Genomic DNA, 18,043 nt, shown 5'->3' on the forward strand with positions numbered 1-18,043 from the left:
GCTCACTCCGCGCCGGGCGCCGGTTTCCAACTGGCGGTCACCGTGAGATGCGCCTGCCCGTTCCCGCCCACGATCCCGAGCTTCAGGTCCTGCCCGATCTGGACACCGAACGTGACGCTCAGCTCGGCGGGTGGGTCCGGCACGGCCGAGACGACGTCGTGCACCTCCTGCAGCAGTGGCCCGAGCGGCTTGAGCGCGGCCTTCAGCGCCCCCGCCGCGAAACTGGCGACGGCGGCGCCACCGGTGGCCACGGGGACGGCCCGGCCCATGCCCTCGGGGAGGCCGTCACCGCCCGCCGGGACGGGGGCGGCCCCGGGCGTGAGGAGGAATCTGACGGGGGTCCCGTCGTCCAACTCTGCCTCTGCGCTTATCGGTTCGGCCACGCCGACATTGTGATCGACGAGACGAAAACGGACCAGACCCCCGCATCGAACAGGAGCGCTCCGCGCTCCGGGGCCTTGCTGTCCCGCACGGGGACCAGGGCGGGGACGCCTTCGGCGACTTCGAGGCAGTTGCCGCCGTCCGGGTTGCTGTAGCTGGACTTGCGCCATGTGGCGGTGCTCAGGAAGTCGTCGGAGACTTCCAGGCAGTCGCCGCCAGTGGTGTTGCTGTAGCTGCTCTTGCGCCAAGTCGCGTTGCTCAGATCGATGGCTCGCACGGCGCTTCCTCCAACATCCGCAGGATGAACTTCCGCGACTCGACCGGGGAAAGAGCCAGGTCGCGCATCAAATCGTACGCACGTTGCAGTCGCTCGACCGATACGTTTTCCTCGATCAGTTCGCCACGGTGAGCGGTCTCGACGTAGGCGACGGTAATGCCGTCCAGCAGCCGCAGGAACATCGTGTCGGTGTTCACCAGTCCGTACAAACCCGAGCTCTGGGGCATCACTTGGAGCGTGATGTTGGCGCGCTCAGACACTTCGAGCAGGTACTCCAGTTGATCCCGCCACCCCTGGGTGTCACGCATCGGCGTGCGCAGTACCGCCTCGGACAGGATGGCCCGGAAAGGTGGTGCGTCCTCTCCTTCGAGTAACTTCTGTCGCCCCGTGCGCGCTTCGATCTGCTGATTGAGGTCCTTGCCCTTGAGGCCGCCCAGAGCGAGCACCTCCCGTGCGTATCCGGGCGTCTGGAGGAGACCTGGCGTGACGCTCACGGAGAACTGCCACAAACTCACCGCCTCCGCCTCCAGCGCCATGTACCGCCGGTACTGCTCCCGGAACTGGCTCGGATCCGCCAGCGCCAGTTCCCACAGCGTCAGCAGCAGCCCCGGCGTGCCGTAGTGCTGGTCCAGTGCCTCGACGATCTCGGGGCTGCCCAGCGACTCCCCGCTCTCCATCTTGCCGAAGGTGGACGGGTCCCAGCCCAGCCGCTCGCCCACCTGCCGCAGGCTCTCCCCGCGCGCGCCGCGCAGCAGCCGCAGCTCCTCGGCGAACCGGCGGCGCGGTTCCTGGCTCCGTCCGGTGACCACTCGTCGCGATGGCATCGCACGCTCCTCGGTGTAACCCCTGGAACACGCAGAGTAATTCAACGCCGTTCCGGGATCGGGCGGTTCGCCGGTACTGCCTGGTCGGCGGCCACCCCGGTCGCGCGGGCCGGCTTCGGCCGAAGGTCCTGGCCGCGTCCACGGTCCGCCCAGCCGTCCGTTCATGATCACCAGTACGTTTTGTCAATTTATGTCCATAACTTCAGTGATGCAGCGCACTTTCGGCCAAACATTGCGCATGCAATGAGAGGTTGGGGGCATGTGGACGCCGTCGCCGAGACGGACCCATAGGTGACGCAGGGGGACTGAACAGGAACGGAAGGCGACAGCGATCATGGCCGACAGGACGGAACAGCCGGAACAGCGCGACCACCGGACGATCCACGCGGGCGGAGAGTGGCTGGAAGCCTTCTCCGGCGCGACCCGAGAGATTCTCGACCCCGCGGACGGCCGCCCCTTCGCGGTGGTCGCGGAGGGCGACGAGAAGGACACCGACCTCGCGGTCGCGGCCGCCCGCACCGCCTTCGACGAGGGCGACTGGCCGCGCACCCCCGTCGCCGAACGCGCCGCCCTGCTGTACCGCGTCGCCGATCTCCTCGTGCGCGATCGCGAACGGCTCGGCCTGCTGGAGAGCCGGGACGCGGGCAAGACGGTCGAGGAGGGGCGCGTCGACATCGACTGCGTCGCCGACGCCTTCCGCTACTTCGCCGCCCTCGTCGCCGCCGAGTCCCCGGGCCGGGTGGTGGACGCGGGCTCGCCCGACGTCCACAGCGTCGTCGTACACGAGCCGGTCGGCGTGTGCGCGCTGATCACCCCGTGGAACTACCCCCTGCTTCAGGCGAGTTGGAAGATCGCTCCGGCGCTCGCCGCGGGCAACACGTTCGTCGTCAAGCCGAGCGAGATCACCCCGATGACGACGATCGCGCTCATCGACCTGCTCCTCGAGGCCGGGCTGCCCGCCGGGGTCGCCGGCATCGTCACCGGACCCGGGCACACGGTCGGCGCGCGGCTCGCCGAGCACCCCGACGTCGACCTCGTCTCCTTCACCGGCGGCCTGGTCAGCGGCACCAAGGTCGCGCAGGCGGCCGCCCCGACCGTCAAGAAGGTCGCCCTCGAACTCGGCGGCAAGAACCCCAACGTGGTCTTCGCCGACGCCTGCGCCACCGAGGAGGCCTTCGACACCGCCGTCGACCAGGCCCTCAACGCCGCCTTCATCCACAGCGGCCAGGTCTGCTCGGCGGGCTCCCGGCTCATCGTCGAGGAGTCGGTCCGGGACCGATTCGTCGCCGAACTCGCCCGCAGGGCCGAGCAGATCCGGCTCGGCCGCGGCACCGAGGACGGCGTCGAGTGCGGTCCGCTCGTCTCCGAGCAGCAGCGTGCCAAGACCGAGGCGTACGTCGCCTCCGCGCTCGCGGAGGGCGCGGTGCTGCGGTCCGGCGGCCGGCGTCCGCAGCCCGCCCCGCAGCGGCCGGAGTCCGGCTACTTCTACGAGCCCACCGTCCTCGACCGCTGCCACCGCGAGATGCGGGTCGTGCGGGAGGAGGTCTTCGGACCGGTCCTCACCGTCGAGACCTTCCGCACCGAGGACGAGGCCGTCGCGCTCGCCAACGACACCGAGTACGGCCTCGCGGGCGCCGTCTGGACCGCCGACGCGGGCCGGGCCCGCCGGGTCGCCGGCCGGCTGCGGCACGGCACCGTCTGGATCAACGACTTCCACCCCTATCTGCCGCAGGCGGAGTGGGGAGGCTTCGGGAAGAGCGGAGTGGGCCGCGAACTCGGCCCCGCCGGGCTCGCCGAGTACCGCGAGTCCAAGCACATCTACCAGAACCTCGCGCCGCGCCCCGTCCGCTGGTTCGCCGGCTGACGCCCCGCCCGACCCGCGCCTGATCGAAGACTTCGCACGCCCCTGGAGTACCCCCATGCCAGAGAACGCACATGTCTACGACTACGTCGTCATCGGAGGCGGAACCGCCGGTTCCGTCATCGCCTCCCGGCTGACCGAGAACCCCGACACCACCGTCGCCGTCATCGAGGGCGGCCCCAGCGACGTCGGCCGCGACGACGTCCTCACCCTGCGCCGCTGGATGGGCCTGCTCGGTGGTGAGCTCGACTACGACTACCCGACCACCGAGCAGCCGCGCGGCAACTCCCACATCCGGCACAGCCGCGCCCGCGTCCTCGGCGGATGCTCCTCGCACAACACGCTCATCGCCTTCAAGCCGCTGCCGTCCGACTTCGACGAGTGGGAGGCGGCCGGAGCCCGCGGGTGGGGCGCGGTCCCGATGGAGGCGTACTACGCGCGCCTGCTGAACAACATCGTCCCGGTCGACGAGAAGGACCGCAACGCCATCGCCCGCGACTTCGTCGAGGCCGCTCGGCAGGCCACCGGAGTGCCGCGGATCGAGGGCTTCAACAGCAAGCCCTTCGACGACGGCGTCGGCTTCTTCGACCTCGCCTACCACCCGGAGACCAACAAGCGGTCGAGCGCCTCGGTGGCCTATCTGCACCCGGTGATGGACGAGCGGCCCAACCTGACGATCCTGCTGGAGAGCTGGGCCCACCGGCTGGAGCTCGACGGCACCCGCGCGGAAGGCGTGCACGTCCGCACCAAGGACGGCGAGGAGATCCTCGTACGGGCCCGCCGTGAGGTCGTGCTGTGCGCGGGCGCCGTCGACTCGCCGCGCCTGCTCCTGCACTCCGGCATCGGCCCGAAGGCCGACCTGGACGCGCTCGGCATACCCGTCGTGCTCGACCTGCCCGGCGTCGGCGAGAACCTCCTCGACCACCCCGAGTCGGTGATCGTCTGGGAGACCCACGGGCCGCTCCCGGAGAACTCCGCGATGGACTCCGACGCCGGTCTCTTCATACGCCGCGACCCCGCCCACCAGGGCCCCGACCTGATGTTCCACTTCTACCAGGTCCCCTTCACGGACAACCCGGAACGCCTGGGCTACGAACGCCCACCCTACGGCGTCTCGATGACCCCCAACATCCCCAAGCCGAAGTCCCGCGGCCGGCTCTACCTGGAGAGCGCGGACCCGGCCGTGAAGCCCGCCCTCGACTTCCGCTACTTCACCGACGAGGACGACCACGACGGCCGCACCCTCGTCGACGGGATCAGGATCGCCCGCGAGATCGCCAAGACCGAGCCGCTGGCCGGCTGGCTCAAGCGCGAGGTGGCGCCGGGCCCGGACATCACGGGCGACGAGGAACTGAGCGAGTACGCCCGCAAGGCCGCACACACCGTCTACCACCCGGCCGGCACCTGCCGCATGGGCGCCGAGGACGACGAACTGGCCGTGGTGGACCCACGGCTGCGGATCCGAGGCCTGGAGGGCATCCGCATCGCGGACGCCTCCGTGTTCCCCACCATGACCGCCGTGAACCCCATGATCGGGGTGCTCATGGTCGGCGAGAAAGCCGTCGACCTGATCGGAGACGATGCGCGATGACGATCATGCCCGCCACCCGTAAGCCGCCCACCGCGGACACCGAAGCCCCCGTCTTCTCGGTGGACGGCCTCTGGAAGGTCTTCGGACCCAAGTCCGCGAACATCCCGGCCGACCCCGAACTCGCCGCGCTCCCGCCCGCCGAACTCCGTGCCCGCACCGGCTGCACCGCCGCCGTCCGCGACGTCTCCTTCGACGTGCGCAAGGGCGAGGTCTTCGTCGTCATGGGCCTGTCCGGCTCCGGCAAGTCCACCCTGGTGCGCTGTCTGACCCGGCTGATCGAGCCGACGGCCGGCACCATCGTCGTCGACGGCGAGGACGTCCGCGCGATGGACCGCACCCGGCTGCGCGAACTGCGCCGGCACCGCGCCGCGATGGTCTTCCAGCACTTCGGCCTGCTCCCGCACCGCACGGTCCTCGACAACGTGGCCTACGGCCTGGAGATCCAGGGCATGGGCCGCGCCGAGCGACGCGCCCGCGCCAAGGAGGTCGTCGACAAGGTCGGCCTGGACGGCATGGAACAGCGCAGGCCCGCCCAGCTCTCCGGCGGCCAGCGGCAACGCGTCGGCCTCGCCCGCGCGTTGGCCGTCGACCCCGAAGTGCTCCTCTTCGACGAGCCCTTCAGCGCCCTCGACCCGCTCATCCGGCGCGACATGCAGGAGGAGGTCGTCCGGCTGCACCGCGAGGAGGGCCGCACGATGGTCTTCATCACCCACGACCTCAGCGAGGCGCTGAAGCTGGGCGACCGGATCGCCCTGATGCGCGACGGCGAGGTCGTGCAGCTGGGCACGCCCGAGGAGATCGTGGGCTCCCCGGCCGACGACTACGTCCGCGAGTTCGTCCGTGACGTACCGCGCGAGCAGGTCCTGACGGTGCGCACGGCCATGCGGCCCGCGTCCCTGGAGGAGGCGGGCGCCGGCCCGGCCGTGTCCCCGGACGCCACGGTGTCCCAGGCGATCGAGGCGGTCGCCCGGGCGGGCGTCCCGGTACGGGTCATGGACTCGGCCCGCTGCCTGGGCGTCGTCGACCACGAGGGACTGCTCGGCGTGGTGGCCGGCACGGGCCCCGCAGCCGTCCCGGCCGGACGGGAGCCCGGATCCGTCGCGGTCGGAACGGAGCCCCGTAAGGAGGCGGTCTGATGGCCACGCTGACCACACCCGCCCCCCGGTTCGCCCTCCCGGGCGTCCTCAGGCACCAGACCGTCCGCAAGCTGCTGATCCTCGCGCTCGCGGCCGCGATCCTCGTCCCCCTGGCCCACGCCCGGTGGTCCAGCGGCACCTGGCCGCACGCGCTCACCGTCGACCTGACCGACCCGCTCACCGGTGCCAGCGACTGGATCGTCGACAACCGCGACAGCAACCCCCTGTTCCTCTACTTCTTCGGCTACCTCAGCAACGGCGTGGTCCTCTCGGTGCGCGCCGTGTACCTGGTGCTGCTCGGCGCGGGCTGGGCCGGGGTCACCGCGGCGGCCGCGCTGGTCGCCTGGCGGGTGGCCGGGGTGCGGCTCGCGCTCGGCACGGCGGCCGCCTTCCTGGCCTGCGGCCTGCTCGGCATGTGGGTGCCGACCATGCAGACACTGGCCCTGATGATCGTCGCCGTCCTCGTGTCGGTCGTCGTGGGCGTGGTGCTCGGCCTGGCCGGCGGTCTCTCCGAGCGCCTGGACCGCGGCCTGCGCCCGATCCTCGACACCATGCAGGTACTGCCCGCCTTCGCCTACCTGCTCCCGGTCGTGCTCGTCTTCGGCATCGGCGTCCCGGCGGCCGTCCTGGCCACCGTCGTCTACGCCGCCCCGCCCATGGCCCGGCTCACCGCGCTCGGACTGCGCGGCGCGGACAAGGAGGTCCTGGAAGCGGTGGACTCGCTGGGCGCGACCGCCCGGCAACGCCTGCTGACCGCCCGGATCCCGCTGGCCCGCAAGGAACTCCTCCTCGGCCTCAACCAGACGATCATGATGGCGCTGGGCATGGCGGTCATCGCGTCGGTGATCGGCGCGGGCGGCCTCGGTGACCGCGTCTACCAGGCGCTGGCCTCGGTCGACGTGGGCGCCGCCCTCGCCGCCGGTATCCCGATCGTGCTCCTCGCGGTCGTCCTGGACCGCGTCACGGCCGCCGCGGGCCGCGCCGGCGACGGCGAACCGGGCAGCCACCGGGCCGGCTGGCTCTACGCCGCCGGCGCCGCCGTGGCCGTCGCCCTCGCCGGGCGCGCGGCCGGCCGGCTCGACTGGCCCGACGCCTGGACGGTGAGCATCGCCGCCCCGGTCAACGACGCCGTCGACTGGATGACCGACCACCTCTACTCCGGGGTGCCCGTGATCGGCGGCACCGCCGACTGGGCCGGCCACTTCACCACCTGGGTCCTCGACCCCCTCAGGGCCGGCCTCCAGGGCCTGCCCTGGTGGGCCGTGCTGCTGCTGGTCGCCGCGATCGCCTGGCCGATCGGCACCTGGCGCACCGCCCTGACCGCCGTCCTCGCGCTGGCCGCGACCGGCGTGCTCGGCGTGTGGGAACCGTCCCTGGACACCCTCTCCCAGGTGCTGGCCGCAGTCGCCGTCACCCTCGTCCTCGGCTTCGCGACCGGCATCGCCGCCGCCCGCAGCGACCGTGTCGAACAGGTGCTGCGCCCGGTCCTGGACGTGTTCCAGACGATGCCGCAGTTCGTGTATCTGATCCCGGTCGTCGCCCTGTTCGGCGTCGGCCGCGCCCCCGCCGTCGCGGCGGCCGTCGTCTACGCGCTGCCCGCCGTCGTCCGCATCACCACCCAGGGCCTGCGCCAGGTCGACCCGGCGGCGATGGAGTCCGCCCGGTCCCTCGGCGCGACCGGCGCGCAGCAACTGCGTCAGGTCCAGCTTCCGCTCGCCCGGCCCGCGCTGCTGCTCGCCGTGAACCAGGGCGTGGTCCTCGTCCTCGCCGTCGTCATCATCGGCGGTCTGGTCGGCGGCGGCGCGCTCGGTTACGACGCCGTGTTCGGGCTCGCCCAGGGCGACCTCGCGACCGGTCTGGTGGCCGGCGCCGCGATCGTCTGCCTCGGCCTGATGCTCGACCGGGTGACCCAGCCGGCCGACCGCCGCGTGAAGAAGGGAGCGTGACATGCGACTTCGTGACCTGCGGCTTCGTACGACCGCCATGACCGCCGGGGCGTCCGCGCTCCTGCTGCTCACCGGCTGCGGCGCCGCCGACATGACCAAGCAGGCGTCGCCCTTCGCCAACGCGCAGGGCGCCAGGACCGTGACCCTCTCGGTCCAGTCCTGGGTGGGCGCGCAGGCCAACGTGGCCGTCGCCCAGTACCTCCTGGAGCACAAGCTCGGCTACCGCGTCGACACCGTCCAGGTCGACGAGGTGCCCGCCTGGGACGCGCTCAGCCAGGGCCGGGTCGACGCGATCCTGGAGGACTGGGGCCACCCCGGCCAGGAGCAGCGCTACGTCGACGACAAGAAGACGATCGCGCGCGGCGGCGACCTCGGCGTCACCGGGCACATCGGCTGGTTCGTCCCGACGTACTTCGCCAAGCAGCACCCGGACGTCACGAACTGGAAGAACCTCAACAAGTACGCGTCGCGGTTCCGCACCGCCGAGAGCGGCGGCAAGGGCCAGCTCATGGACGGCTCCCCGTCCTACGTCACCAACGACAAGGCCCTGGTGCAGAACCTGAAGCTCGACTACCAGGTCGTCTTCGCCGGTTCCGAGGCCGCCCAGATCACCCAGATGAGGCAGTTCGCCAAGGAGAAGAAGCCCTTCCTCACCTACTGGTACGCCCCGCAGTGGCTCTTCGAGAAGGTCCCGATGACCGAGGTGAAGCTGCCCGCCTACAAGGAGGGCTGCGACGCCGAGCCGGACAAGGTGGCCTGCGCCTACCCGCACACCCCGCTCCAGAAGTACCTCAACGCGGACTTCTCGAAGGACGGCGGCAAGGCGGCCGCCTTCCTCAAGAAGTTCAAGTGGACGACGGAGGACCAGAACGAGGTGTCCCTGATGATCGCGGACCAGAAGCTCACTCCGGAGGCGGCCGCCAAGAAGTGGGTGGACAGCCACGCGTCGACGTGGAAGGCGTGGCTGTCCTGACGGTCACGGCCTCAGCTCGGTGACGAGATCCCGCAGGAGGGTCATCGTTCGCCGCTGGAGTCCCGGTCCGAACGTGACGCGGGTGGCCCCGAGTTCACCGAGTGCGGTGGGCGAGGGGCCCGCGCCGACCTGCGCGAACACGTTCAGCGGCCCCTGCGTCCCGGACCGCAGCAACGGCAGGACGGCCGCCGGGGCGCCGATCGGATAGACGCAGTCGGCGCCCGCGGCGACGTACGCCGCCGCCCGTCCGATGGCGTCGTCCGGGTCCCCGGCGCCGTGCGCGAAGGTGTCGACGCGCGCGTTGACGAAGAGCCGGTCGCCCGCCGCCCGCCGGACCTCGGCGAGCCACTCGGCGTGTTCGCGCGGGTCCTTGAGGACGCCGTCGGCCGAGTCCTCCAGGTTGCAGCCGACGGCGCCCGTCTCCAGCAGCCGCTCCACCAGCTCCTCGGGCGCCAGCCCGTACCCGCCCTCGACGTCCGCCGACACCGGCACGTCCACCGCCCGTACGATCCGGGCGACCGCCGCGAACATCTCGTCGGCCGGGGTCCGCCCGTCCGCGTACCCGAGCGAGGCGGCCACGCCCGCGCTGGGCGTGGCGAGCGCCGGGAACCCGGCCTCGGCGAACACCCGGGCGCCGGCCGCGTCCCAGGGGCCGGGCAGCACGAGAGGGTCGCCCGGCAGCCGGCCGTGGTGCAGCCGACGGAATTCGTCCACCTTGCTCACGGCGTCCACCTCGCTCATGGTGTGTAACCCCCGGGCGGGATGCGGCGGGCGACCATCACCCGGTTCCAGCTGTTGACAGCGGTGATCAGCGCGACGAGGTGGGCGAGCCGCGGGGCGTCGAAGTGCCCGGCCGCCCGCTCGTACACCGCGTCGGGCACGAAGCCTTCCGTCAGTACGGTCACCGCCTCCGTGAGGGCCAGCGCGGCCCGCTCCCGCTCGTCGTAGACGTCCCCCGCCTCCTCCCACGCGCTCAGCAGCTCGAGCTGCCTCTCGCCCACCCCGTGCGCGCGGGCGAGGGCGAGGTGCATGTCGAGGCAGAACGCGCAGTGGTTGAGCTGCGAGGCGCGGATCACCACCAGCTCGGCGAGCGCGGGGTCGCCGAGGCCCTGCTTCGCGGCCGCGCTGAGCGTGGACATGGCCCGGCCGACCTCGCGGTCGAGGAGGTTCGTACGGCTCACGCGTGCTGCCCCGGCCGGTAGTGGCCCGGCACCAGCCGGCAGGTCACGCCGAACCGGTTCCACGCGTTGATCACCGTGATCGCGGCGATCAGCTGCGCCAGCTCGGCCTCCTCGAAGTGCGCGGCGGCCCGCTCGTACACCGCGTCGGGCACGAAACCGTCCGTCAGCACGGTCACCGCCTCCGTGAGGGCCAGCGCCGCGAGCTCCTTCACGGTGTAGAAGTGCGCCGACTCCTCCCACGCGCTGAGCTGGATGATCCGCTCGACGCTCTCGCCCGCCGCGAGCGCGTCCTTGCTGTGCATGTCGACGCAGAGCGCGCAGTGGTTGAGCTGCGAGGCGCGGACCTTCACCAGTTCGACCAGCTTCGGGTCGAGGCCCTTACGGGCGGCGGCGTCGAGCCGGAGCATCGCCTTGAGGACCTCGGGGGCGTGCGCGGACCAGTTCAGCCGGGGGGTGTGCTCGGGGGCGTAGGGAACCTGTTCGTCGGTGGTCGTGGGGTCTGCGTGCGTCGTCATGCCCTCGACCCTAGGAGCGGGGCAGCCCAGGGGTATGGTCCATTTCCATGGCGAGATCCTGGGCCACTTTCGGCGTCGACCTGCATCTGGAACCGACCGGACCGCACCTGCGCCGGGGCCTGACCGACGCCCTGCGCGAGGCCGTCCGCGGCGGCCGGCTGCCCGCCGGCACCCGGCTCCCCTCCTCGCGCTCGCTCGCCGCCGACCTGGGCATCGCCCGCAACACGGTCGCCGACGCCTACGCCGACCTCGTCGCCGAGGGCTGGCTCACCGCCCGACAGGGCTCGGGCACGCGGGTGGCCGAGGGGAGGACCGCCCCGACCGCGGGCGCGGCATCCCCCCGCCCCGAGCGCCGCCGGCCCGCCTACGACCTGCGGCCCGGCACCCCCGACCTCGGGTCCTTCCCGCGCGCCGAGTGGCTCAGGGCGGCCCGCCGCGCCCTCACCGCCGCCCCCTCCGACGCCCTCGGCTACGGCGATCCCCGCGGCCGGACCGAACTGCGCACCGCCCTCGCCGGCTACCTCGCCCGCGCCCGCGGCGTGCGCGCCGACCCCGAACGCATCGTGGTGTGCGCCGGGTTCGCGCACGGCCTGAGACTGCTCGCCACCGTCCTGCGGGCGCGCGGGGTGCGCACGATCGCCGTCGACTCGTACGGCCTGGACGAGCACTGGAGGCTGCTGGCGGCGGCCGGGCTGGCCATGACCGCGCTGCCCGTCGACGAACGCGGCACGGACACAAGGCTGTTGACGGACCCGGGGCTGTCGAGGGGCGCGGGCGCGGTCCTGCTCACCCCCGCCCACCAGTTCCCGATGGGCGTGCCGCTGCACCACGACCGGCGGGCGGCCGTCGTGGACTGGGCGCGGCACACCGGCGGGCTGGTCCTGGAGGACGACTACGACGGCGAGTTCCGCTACGACCGCCAGCCCGTCGGCGCCCTCCAGGGCCTGGACCCCGACCACGTGGTGTACCTGGGCACCGCGAGCAAGTCACTGGCCCCCGGCCTGCGCCTGGGCTGGATGGCGCTGCCGCCGGATGTCACGGACGAGGTGCTGGCGGCCAAGGGCGGGGTGGACACCTCGGGGGTGCTGGACCAGTTGACGCTGGCGGAGTTCATCACCTCGGGCGCGTACGACCGTCATGTCCGGGCGGCGCGCACCCGCTACCGCCGACGCCGTGACGCGCTGGTCGCGGCCCTGGCCGCGCACGCCCCCGCGGTCCGCGTCACCGGTATCGCGGCGGGCCTGCACGCCGTGCTGCGGCTGCCGCCCGGCACGCTGGAGGCGGTGGTACGTGCGGCGGCCTACCAGGGCCTGGCGGCCGACGGCCTCACCCCCCGCTACCGCCACCCCGACGCGGTCACCGAGCCCCTCGACGCGCTGGTCGTCGGCTACGGGACCCCGCCGGACCACGCCTGGTCCGGCGCGCTGGACGCGTTGTGCGCGGCGCTTCCCTCCGGTGAGAACGGCTCCGGAATTCCTTTTCCCGGATGAACCCGCGCCGACAGGAGGCCGTCGAGACGGCCACCCTCGCGCCGGAGGCGAGGACCCGCCCGCGGGACGGCATCACGGAGACGATGGCCTGACCGGCGGCTCCGGCGCCGGCTCCGCCACGGGCGCCGCTTCGGGCGCCTCCCCGAACCGGGCCGGCTCCGGCGCTCCCGCCACGGCGACGGCGAAGCCGAGCACGGCCGGCCGGCCGGCCGAGTCCCTCCCGGGTCCGTCCGGTCGCCCAGCCACACCACGCCCACCAGCGCCGGCCCGATCGTCTCGCCGATCACCACCCCGGCCGTGGCGGTCGTCACGGACCCAGCACCGTCGCCGTGCCGAAGCAGACCGCCGCGCCGAGGGCGCACACCATTGCGAAGAGCACGAAAGGACTGTGGGGGAACGGCTGGTGGGCGGGCCGCCTTCGGTCGCTCTCGGCAGGGTGTCTAGGCTGACGGCCGGAAATCGTCGTAGGGGCGATGCGGAAACGGGGAGACGGAACATGGCGGACGCGCGGCGCAGACTTCGCTCGGGCACGGTCGTACTCGGCGGCATGGGAGTGCTCGCGGCGGCCCTCTCCGCCTGCTCCTCCGACCCCGACAAGCGCTGCGTCGACCGCGACAGCTACAACCTCACCAAGGGCTACAAGGTCGTCGCCGACAAGAACTGCAAGTCCACGTCCGGCAAGTCCGGCTCGGCCGGCAAGGTCGGCGGGTCCACCACGGCCTCCACCGACGCCGCCTGGTACTACGGCGGCGACAAGAAGGGCTCCTGGGTCGACGGCGGCTCCTTCACCAAGCCGGGCAAGGGGTCCGGCGGCTCGACCGGTTCGAGCAGCAGCGGCGGCAGCAGTAGCAGTGGCGGGAGCGGCAGTGGCGGCAGCGGCGGCAGCGGAGTCGACCGGAACGGGTTCGGCGGCGACGGCGACAGCGGCAGCGGCGTCGGCAAGGGCAGCTCGGGCGGCTGAGCGCCCGAGCGGCTGAACAGGACACCGGCACCGTGCGACGTCACAGCATCGAACCCCGCCCCGACTGGCAGCGGACCGTCGAGGACCAGGGTCTCGTCTACCCCCTCACCCGTCACCCCGACGGCCGACTGCGCCCCTACTGGGACGAGAGCGCGTACTACGTCTTCACCCTCGACGAGGTCGAGGCGCTGGAGGAGACCGTCGAGGAACTGCACACCATGTGCCTGGCGGCGGCCGCCCACCTCGTCGAGACCGACCGCCTCGCCGACCTCGGCATCACCGACCCGCGGGTCGCGGCGGCGGTCGCCGAGGCCTGGCACCGGCGTGCCGAACTCCCGTCCGTCTACGGCCGTTTCGACCTCCACTACGACGGCACCGGCCCGGCGAAGCTCCTGGAGTACAACGCCGACACCCCGACCTCGCTCGTGGAGGCGGCCTCCCCCCAGTGGTTCTGGATGGAGGAACGATTCCCCGGCGCCGACCAGTGGAACTCCCTCCACGAACGCCTGGTCGCCGCCTGGAAGAAGCAGGCCCCCCTGCTCCCGCCCGGCAGCCCGCTGCACTTCGCGCACTCCTCGCAGGACGAACTGGGCGAGGACCTCATGACGGTCGCCTACCTCAAGGAGACCGCCGAGCAGGCCGGCCTGGACACCGCCTGGATCTCCATGGAGGAGATCGGCTGGGACCCGCTGTCCGGCCGCTTCGTCGACCGTCAACTCCGCTTCATCCGCAGCTGCTTCAAGCTCTACCCCTGGGAGTGGCTGACCACCGACCGCTTCGCGGGCCATGTCCTCGACACCCTCGACAACGGCGGCGGCACCGGCACGACCCTGTGGATCGAACCGGCCTGGAAGATGCTCCTCAGCAACAAGGCCCTGCTGGCCGTCCTGTGGGAGCTGTACCCCGGACACCCCAACCTCCTCCCCGCCTACCTCGACGGCCCCCGCGAACTGGCGGCCACCACCGGCTATGTCGCCAAGCCGCTGCTGGGCCGCGAGGGCGCCGGCGTCACCCTGCACGCACCGGGCGGCGATCTTGCCCCGCGCACCGACGAAGCCTGCTGCTACCAGCAGCTGGCGCCCCTGCCCACGTTCGACGGCAACCACGTCGTCCTCGGCGCGTGGACGGTGGAGGACGAGTCGGCCGGCCTGGGCATCCGCGAGTCCTCCGGCCTGATCACGGACGAGTACGCCCGCTTCCTGCCCCACGTGATCCTCTAGTAGGGCGTTTCTTCTATCGGGTCGGATCAGGCGCCGGGCGCCGTGGACCCAGGGCTGATCCAGAAGAGGCGCCCGAGGCCCCGCGACCCCGGTCCGGCGGCTGCTCCGGGGCGACCGGAGGCGTGCTCCAGCGCGGGTCCGGCCTCGCTCGCATGGTGGACGCCGGACCTTGGGATCAGGGCCTGCCCGGTAGGCTGGCGAGCGGGCCGTGACTGGCGCGCTGGGATGGGACGGACCATCGGGGAGCGGCCTGTGAGCGACAAGAGTGCCGTGCGCCTGGGCCAGACCGAGAACCGTGACCGCACGCCACGCCCCCGGAGGCCGACGACATGTCCGAGCAGCAGTCCCTCTCCACCGAGTCCACCGCCTTCCGTGCCGCGCTCGACGTGATCCGCGCCGTCGAGCCGCGCGTCGCCGACGCCATCGGCCAGGAGGTCCACGACCAGCGCGAGATGCTCAAACTGATCGCCTCGGAGAACTACGCCTCCCCGGCCACCCTCCTCGCGATGGGCAACTGGTTCAGCGACAAGTACGCCGAGGGCACCATCGGCCGCCGCTTCTACGCCGGCTGCCGCAACGTGGACACCGTCGAGGCGCTGGCCGCCGAGCACGCCCGCGAGCTCTTCGGCGCCCGCCACGCGTACGTCCAGCCGCACTCCGGCATCGACGCCAACCTCGTCGCCTTCTGGTCGATCCTCGCCGACCGCGTGGAGGCCCCGGCCCTCGCGAAGGCGGGCGTCCGCCAGGTCAACGACCTCTCCGAGGCCGACTGGGCCGAGCTGCGCCAGGCCTTCGGCAACCAGCGGATGCTCGGCATGTCCCTGGACGCCGGCGGCCACCTCACCCACGGCTTCCGCCCGAACATCTCAGGAAAGATGTTCGACCAGCGCTCGTACGGCACCGACCCGGCCACGGGCCTGATCGACTACGAGGCCCTGCGCGCCACGGCCCGTGACTTCAAGCCGCTGATCATCGTCGCGGGCTACTCCGCGTACCCCCGGCTGGTGAACTTCCGGATCATGCGCGAGATCGCCGACGAGGTCGGCGCGACCCTCATGGTCGACATGGCGCACTTCGCGGGACTGGTCGCGGGCAAGGTCCTCACCGGCGACTTCGACCCGGTCCCGCACGCCCAGATCGTGACGACCACCACCCACAAGTCCCTGCGCGGCCCCCGCGGCGGCATGGTCCTGTGCGACGACTCCCTCAAGGACCAGGTCGACCGCGGCTGCCCGATGGTCCTCGGCGGCCCGCTCCCGCACGTCATGGCCGCCAAGGCCGTCGCCCTGGCGGAGGCCCGGCGGCCGTCCTTCCAGGACTACGCCCGGCGCATCGTCGACAACTCCCGCGCCCTCGCCGAGGGCCTGACGCGGCGCGGTGCGAACCTGGTCACCGGCGGCACGGACAACCACCTGAACCTGATCGACGTGGCCTCCTCCTACGGGCTCACCGGCCGCCAGGCCGAGGCGGCGCTGCTCGACTCGGGCATCGTCACCAACCGCAACGCCATCCCCGCCGACCCGAACGGCGCCTGGTACACCTCCGGCATCCGCATCGGCACCCCGGCGCTGACGACCCGGGGCCTGGGCACGGCCGAGATGGACGAGGTCGCCGGCCTCATCGACCGGGTCCTGACCACGACGGAGCCGGGCACGACGAAGTCGGGCGCCCCCTCGAAGGCCGCCCACGTCCTGGACGCGAAGGTCGCGGACGAGATCTCCCGGCGGGCGACCGACCTGGTGGCGGGCTTCCCGCTGTACCCGGAGATCGACCTCGGCTGACCCCGGCGGCACCCCCGGGCGGCCCCCGTGGCCGCCCGGGACCCGTTCCGGGCGGTCTCCGCGCTCTGAGACAATGATGGACATGGCCTCAGACCGACCCCGCGTGCTCTCCGGAATCCAGCCCACCGCAGGCTCGTTCCACCTCGGCAACTACCTCGGCGCCGTCCGCCAGTGGGTGGCGCTCCAGGAGTCCCACGACGCGTTCTACATGGTCGTCGACCTGCACGCGATCACGGTCCCGCAGGACCCGAAGGAGCTCAGCGCCAACACGCGGCTGGCCGCCGCCCAGCTCCTCGCGGCCGGCCTCGACCCGGACCGCTGCACGCTCTTCGTCCAGAGCCACGTCCCCGAGCACGCCCAGCTCGCCTGGGTCATGAACTGCCTCACCGGCTTCGGCGAGGCCAGCCGGATGACCCAGTTCAAGGACAAGTCCGCCAGGCAGGGCGCCGACCGCGCCTCCGTGGGCCTGTTCACGTACCCGATCCTCCAGGTCGCGGACATCCTGCTCTACCAGGCCGACGAGGTCCCGGTCGGTGAGGACCAGCGCCAGCACATCGAGCTGACCCGCGACCTCGCGGAGCGCTTCAACGGCCGCTTCGGCGACACCTTCACGATCCCGAAGCCGCACATCCTGAAGGAGACCGGGAAGATCTACGACCTCCAGGACCCGTCGATCAAGATGAGCAAGTCGGCGTCCACGCCGAAGGGCCTCATCAACCTGCTCGACGAGCCGAAGGCGACCGCGAAGAAGGTCAGGAGCGCGGTCACGGACACCGACACGGTCGTCCGCTACGACACCGAGAACAAGCCCGGCGTCAGCAACCTGCTCAGCATCTACTCGACGCTGACCGGCACCGGCGTCGCCGAGCTGGAGCAGCGGTACGAGGGCAAGCTCTACGGCGCGCTCAAGACGGACCTCGCCGAGGTCGTCGTCGACTTCGTGACGCCGTTCCGGGACCGCACCCAGCAGTACCTGGACGACCCCGAGACGCTCGACTCGATCCTGGCCAAGGGTGCGGAGAAGGCGCGCGCCGTCGCCGCGGAGACGCTTTCCCGGACGTACGAGCGGGTGGGCTTCCTGCCCGCGAAGCACTGAGCGGCGCCCGGAAGCACGCGGAAGCACCAGGGGCGCACCGCACACCTGTTCCTCCGGGCAGAGCGCTGCACATCACTTTCCCTGCGCCTGCCCAGAGCACAGCTGTGGCCGTACAGTCGATAGCCGTACGACTGAGTACGAACCCGGCAACACACCCCGCCATGACGACATGACGACAGGAGAAGACGTGGGGACCGTAACGATCGGTGTGTCGATCGCGGTCCCGGAGCCTCACGGCAGCCTGCTCCAGGAGCGGCGTCTGGGCTTCGGCGACGCCGCGGCGCACGGCATCCCCACGCACGTCACGCTGCTGCCGCCGACCGAGCTCGGGAGGAGCGCGCTGCCCGCCGTCGAAGCGCACCTCGGCGAGGTCGCCGCGGCCGGCCGCCCCTTCCCGATGAGGCTGTCCGGCACCGGCACCTTCCGGCCCATGTCGCCCGTGGTCTACGTGCGGGTCGTCCAGGGCACCGAGACCTGCGCCTGGCTCCAGCAGCGGATCCGGTCCGCCTCCGGGCCGCTGACCCGCGAGCTCCAGTTCCCCTACCACCCGCACGTCACCGTGGCGCACGGCATCGACGAGGCGGCGATGGACCGGGCCTTCGCCGAGCTCGCCCACTACGAGGCCGAGTGGTCCTGCACCGGCTTCGCCCTGGCCGAGCAGGGCGCCGACGGCGTCTGGCGCAAACTGCGCGACTACGCCTTCGGGGGCGCGGTCGTACCCCCGCAGGCGGCCCACGTCGACCGCGGCTCGCTGCCGACGCGCTAGCGGCCCGCCCCGGCGCTCCGCCGGATCGGCAGCCTGCGGCCCGC

At 72.1% G+C, this 18,043-nt stretch carries 17 protein-coding genes, 1 pseudogene and 1 riboswitch; of the genes and pseudogenes, 11 read left to right on the forward strand and 7 right to left on the reverse strand.

The window, feature by feature from the left end; genetic code table 11:
• Positions 1-2: 2 nt before the first annotated feature.
• Genes QQM72_RS13475 through QQM72_RS13485 form a run of 3 tightly spaced genes read right to left on the reverse strand, consistent with a single transcriptional unit; the run spans position 3 to position 1,482 of the window.
• Positions 3-383 (reverse strand): CU044_2847 family protein, encoded by a 381-nt coding sequence (locus QQM72_RS13475; protein WP_314221102.1) that lies wholly within the window; start codon positions 381-383, stop codon positions 3-5.
• Positions 368-658 carry a DUF397 domain-containing protein gene (locus tag QQM72_RS13480; protein WP_314221103.1) on the reverse strand — a complete coding sequence of 97 codons (291 nt, stop codon included), beginning with the start codon at positions 656-658 and terminating at the stop codon, positions 368-370. Before QQM72_RS13480 ends, QQM72_RS13475 begins: the two co-directional genes overlap by 16 nt.
• Positions 640-1,482 carry a helix-turn-helix domain-containing protein gene (locus tag QQM72_RS13485; protein WP_314221104.1) on the reverse strand — a complete coding sequence of 281 codons (843 nt, stop codon included), beginning with the start codon at positions 1,480-1,482 and terminating at the stop codon, positions 640-642. Before QQM72_RS13485 ends, QQM72_RS13480 begins: the two co-directional genes overlap by 19 nt.
• Positions 1,483-1,816: 334 nt before the next feature.
• Here QQM72_RS13485 and QQM72_RS13490 point away from each other — a divergent pair, with 334 nt between their 5' ends.
• Genes QQM72_RS13490 through QQM72_RS13510 form a run of 5 tightly spaced genes read left to right on the forward strand, consistent with a single transcriptional unit; the run spans position 1,817 to position 8,989 of the window.
• Positions 1,817-3,346: an aldehyde dehydrogenase family protein gene (locus QQM72_RS13490; RefSeq protein WP_314221105.1), complete on the forward strand. Its 1,530-nt coding sequence runs from the start codon at positions 1,817-1,819 to the stop codon at positions 3,344-3,346.
• 55 nt (positions 3,347-3,401) lie between these two features.
• Positions 3,402-4,934: a GMC family oxidoreductase gene (locus tag QQM72_RS13495; protein WP_314221106.1), complete on the forward strand. Its 1,533-nt coding sequence runs from the start codon at positions 3,402-3,404 to the stop codon at positions 4,932-4,934.
• Between the two features lie 5 nt (positions 4,935-4,939).
• A complete protein-coding gene (locus tag QQM72_RS13500) occupies positions 4,940-6,070 on the forward strand; it encodes a betaine/proline/choline family ABC transporter ATP-binding protein (RefSeq protein WP_399077272.1) in 1,131 nt (376 codons plus the stop codon).
• A complete protein-coding gene (locus QQM72_RS13505; RefSeq protein WP_314221108.1) occupies positions 6,070-8,016 on the forward strand; it encodes an ABC transporter permease in 1,947 nt (648 codons plus the stop codon). The genes QQM72_RS13500 and QQM72_RS13505 overlap by 1 nt, the downstream gene beginning before the upstream one ends.
• 1 nt (position 8,017) lies before the next feature.
• Positions 8,018-8,989, forward strand: coding sequence for an ABC transporter substrate-binding protein (locus tag QQM72_RS13510; RefSeq protein WP_314221109.1), 972 nt, complete (start codon positions 8,018-8,020; stop codon positions 8,987-8,989).
• A 3-nt stretch (positions 8,990-8,992) separates the two neighbouring features.
• Here QQM72_RS13510 and QQM72_RS13515 read toward each other — a convergent pair whose 3' ends face one another.
• The 3 genes from QQM72_RS13515 to QQM72_RS13525 are packed head-to-tail and all read right to left on the reverse strand — an operon-like array spanning position 8,993 to position 10,685.
• Complete coding sequence (locus tag QQM72_RS13515) at positions 8,993-9,730, reverse strand: isocitrate lyase/PEP mutase family protein (protein ID WP_314221110.1); 738 nt, start codon at positions 9,728-9,730, stop codon at positions 8,993-8,995.
• Positions 9,727-10,170, reverse strand: coding sequence for a carboxymuconolactone decarboxylase family protein (locus QQM72_RS13520; RefSeq protein WP_314221111.1), 444 nt, complete (start codon positions 10,168-10,170; stop codon positions 9,727-9,729). Before QQM72_RS13520 ends, QQM72_RS13515 begins: the two co-directional genes overlap by 4 nt.
• Positions 10,167-10,685 (reverse strand): carboxymuconolactone decarboxylase family protein, encoded by a 519-nt coding sequence (locus tag QQM72_RS13525; RefSeq protein ID WP_314221112.1) that lies wholly within the window; start codon positions 10,683-10,685, stop codon positions 10,167-10,169. The genes QQM72_RS13520 and QQM72_RS13525 overlap by 4 nt, the downstream gene beginning before the upstream one ends.
• A 47-nt stretch (positions 10,686-10,732) precedes the next feature.
• On the opposite strand from QQM72_RS13525, the gene pdxR reads away from it, so the two are divergent.
• Positions 10,733-12,175, forward strand: a complete 1,443-nt coding sequence (gene pdxR, locus QQM72_RS13530; RefSeq protein WP_314221113.1) for a MocR-like pyridoxine biosynthesis transcription factor PdxR — start codon at positions 10,733-10,735, stop codon at positions 12,173-12,175.
• A gap of 72 nt (positions 12,176-12,247) precedes the next feature.
• On the opposite strand, the pseudogene QQM72_RS13535 reads toward pdxR, so the two are convergent.
• A pseudogene (locus QQM72_RS13535) lies at positions 12,248-12,492 on the reverse strand (hypothetical protein); the annotation flags it as partial.
• Between the two features lie 179 nt (positions 12,493-12,671).
• On the opposite strand from QQM72_RS13535, the gene QQM72_RS13540 reads away from it, so the two are divergent.
• From QQM72_RS13540 to QQM72_RS13560, 5 genes are all read left to right on the forward strand, one after another.
• Positions 12,672-13,136, forward strand: coding sequence for a hypothetical protein (locus QQM72_RS13540; protein WP_314221114.1), 465 nt, complete (start codon positions 12,672-12,674; stop codon positions 13,134-13,136).
• 32 nt (positions 13,137-13,168) lie between these two features.
• Positions 13,169-14,356: a glutathionylspermidine synthase family protein gene (locus QQM72_RS13545; protein WP_314221115.1), complete on the forward strand. Its 1,188-nt coding sequence runs from the start codon at positions 13,169-13,171 to the stop codon at positions 14,354-14,356.
• Positions 14,357-14,554: 198 nt separating this feature from the next.
• Positions 14,555-14,645: riboswitch (ZMP/ZTP riboswitch) on the forward strand.
• A 40-nt stretch (positions 14,646-14,685) separates the two neighbouring features.
• Entirely contained in the window at positions 14,686-16,137 is a 1,452-nt protein-coding gene (locus QQM72_RS13550) for a glycine hydroxymethyltransferase (RefSeq protein ID WP_314221116.1), read from the forward strand.
• An 82-nt stretch (positions 16,138-16,219) separates the two neighbouring features.
• Positions 16,220-17,233 (forward strand): tryptophan--tRNA ligase, encoded by a 1,014-nt coding sequence (trpS, locus tag QQM72_RS13555; RefSeq protein ID WP_314221117.1) that lies wholly within the window; start codon positions 16,220-16,222, stop codon positions 17,231-17,233.
• 187 nt (positions 17,234-17,420) lie between these two features.
• Complete coding sequence (locus QQM72_RS13560) at positions 17,421-17,999, forward strand: 2'-5' RNA ligase family protein (protein WP_314221118.1); 579 nt, start codon at positions 17,421-17,423, stop codon at positions 17,997-17,999.
• Positions 18,000-18,043: the final 44 nt, after the last annotated feature.

The organism is Streptomyces zaehneri (assembly GCF_032248645.1).
Lineage (GTDB): Bacteria > Actinomycetota > Actinomycetes > Streptomycetales > Streptomycetaceae > Streptomyces > Streptomyces coriariae.

Excerpts from the sequence above, each read along its gene's own strand:
- QQM72_RS13485 (WP_314221104.1), bottom strand. The coding sequence starts at position 1,482 with ATGCCATCGCGACGAGTGGTCACCGGACGGAGCCAGGAACCGCGCCGC.
- QQM72_RS13490 (WP_314221105.1), top strand. The coding sequence starts at position 1,817 with ATGGCCGACAGGACGGAACAGCCGGAACAGCGCGACCACCGGACGATC.
- QQM72_RS13495 (WP_314221106.1), top strand. The coding sequence starts at position 3,402 with ATGCCAGAGAACGCACATGTCTACGACTACGTCGTCATCGGAGGCGGA.
- QQM72_RS13500 (WP_399077272.1), top strand. The coding sequence starts at position 4,940 with ATGCCCGCCACCCGTAAGCCGCCCACCGCGGACACCGAAGCCCCCGTC.
- QQM72_RS13505 (WP_314221108.1), top strand. The coding sequence starts at position 6,070 with ATGGCCACGCTGACCACACCCGCCCCCCGGTTCGCCCTCCCGGGCGTC.
- QQM72_RS13510 (WP_314221109.1), top strand. The coding sequence starts at position 8,018 with ATGCGACTTCGTGACCTGCGGCTTCGTACGACCGCCATGACCGCCGGG.
- QQM72_RS13515 (WP_314221110.1), bottom strand. The coding sequence starts at position 9,730 with ATGAGCGAGGTGGACGCCGTGAGCAAGGTGGACGAATTCCGTCGGCTG.
- QQM72_RS13525 (WP_314221112.1), bottom strand. The coding sequence starts at position 10,685 with ATGACGACGCACGCAGACCCCACGACCACCGACGAACAGGTTCCCTAC.
- pdxR (WP_314221113.1), top strand. The coding sequence starts at position 10,733 with ATGGCGAGATCCTGGGCCACTTTCGGCGTCGACCTGCATCTGGAACCG.
- QQM72_RS13540 (WP_314221114.1), top strand. The coding sequence starts at position 12,672 with ATGGCGGACGCGCGGCGCAGACTTCGCTCGGGCACGGTCGTACTCGGC.
- QQM72_RS13550 (WP_314221116.1), top strand. The coding sequence starts at position 14,686 with ATGTCCGAGCAGCAGTCCCTCTCCACCGAGTCCACCGCCTTCCGTGCC.
- trpS (WP_314221117.1), top strand. The coding sequence starts at position 16,220 with ATGGCCTCAGACCGACCCCGCGTGCTCTCCGGAATCCAGCCCACCGCA.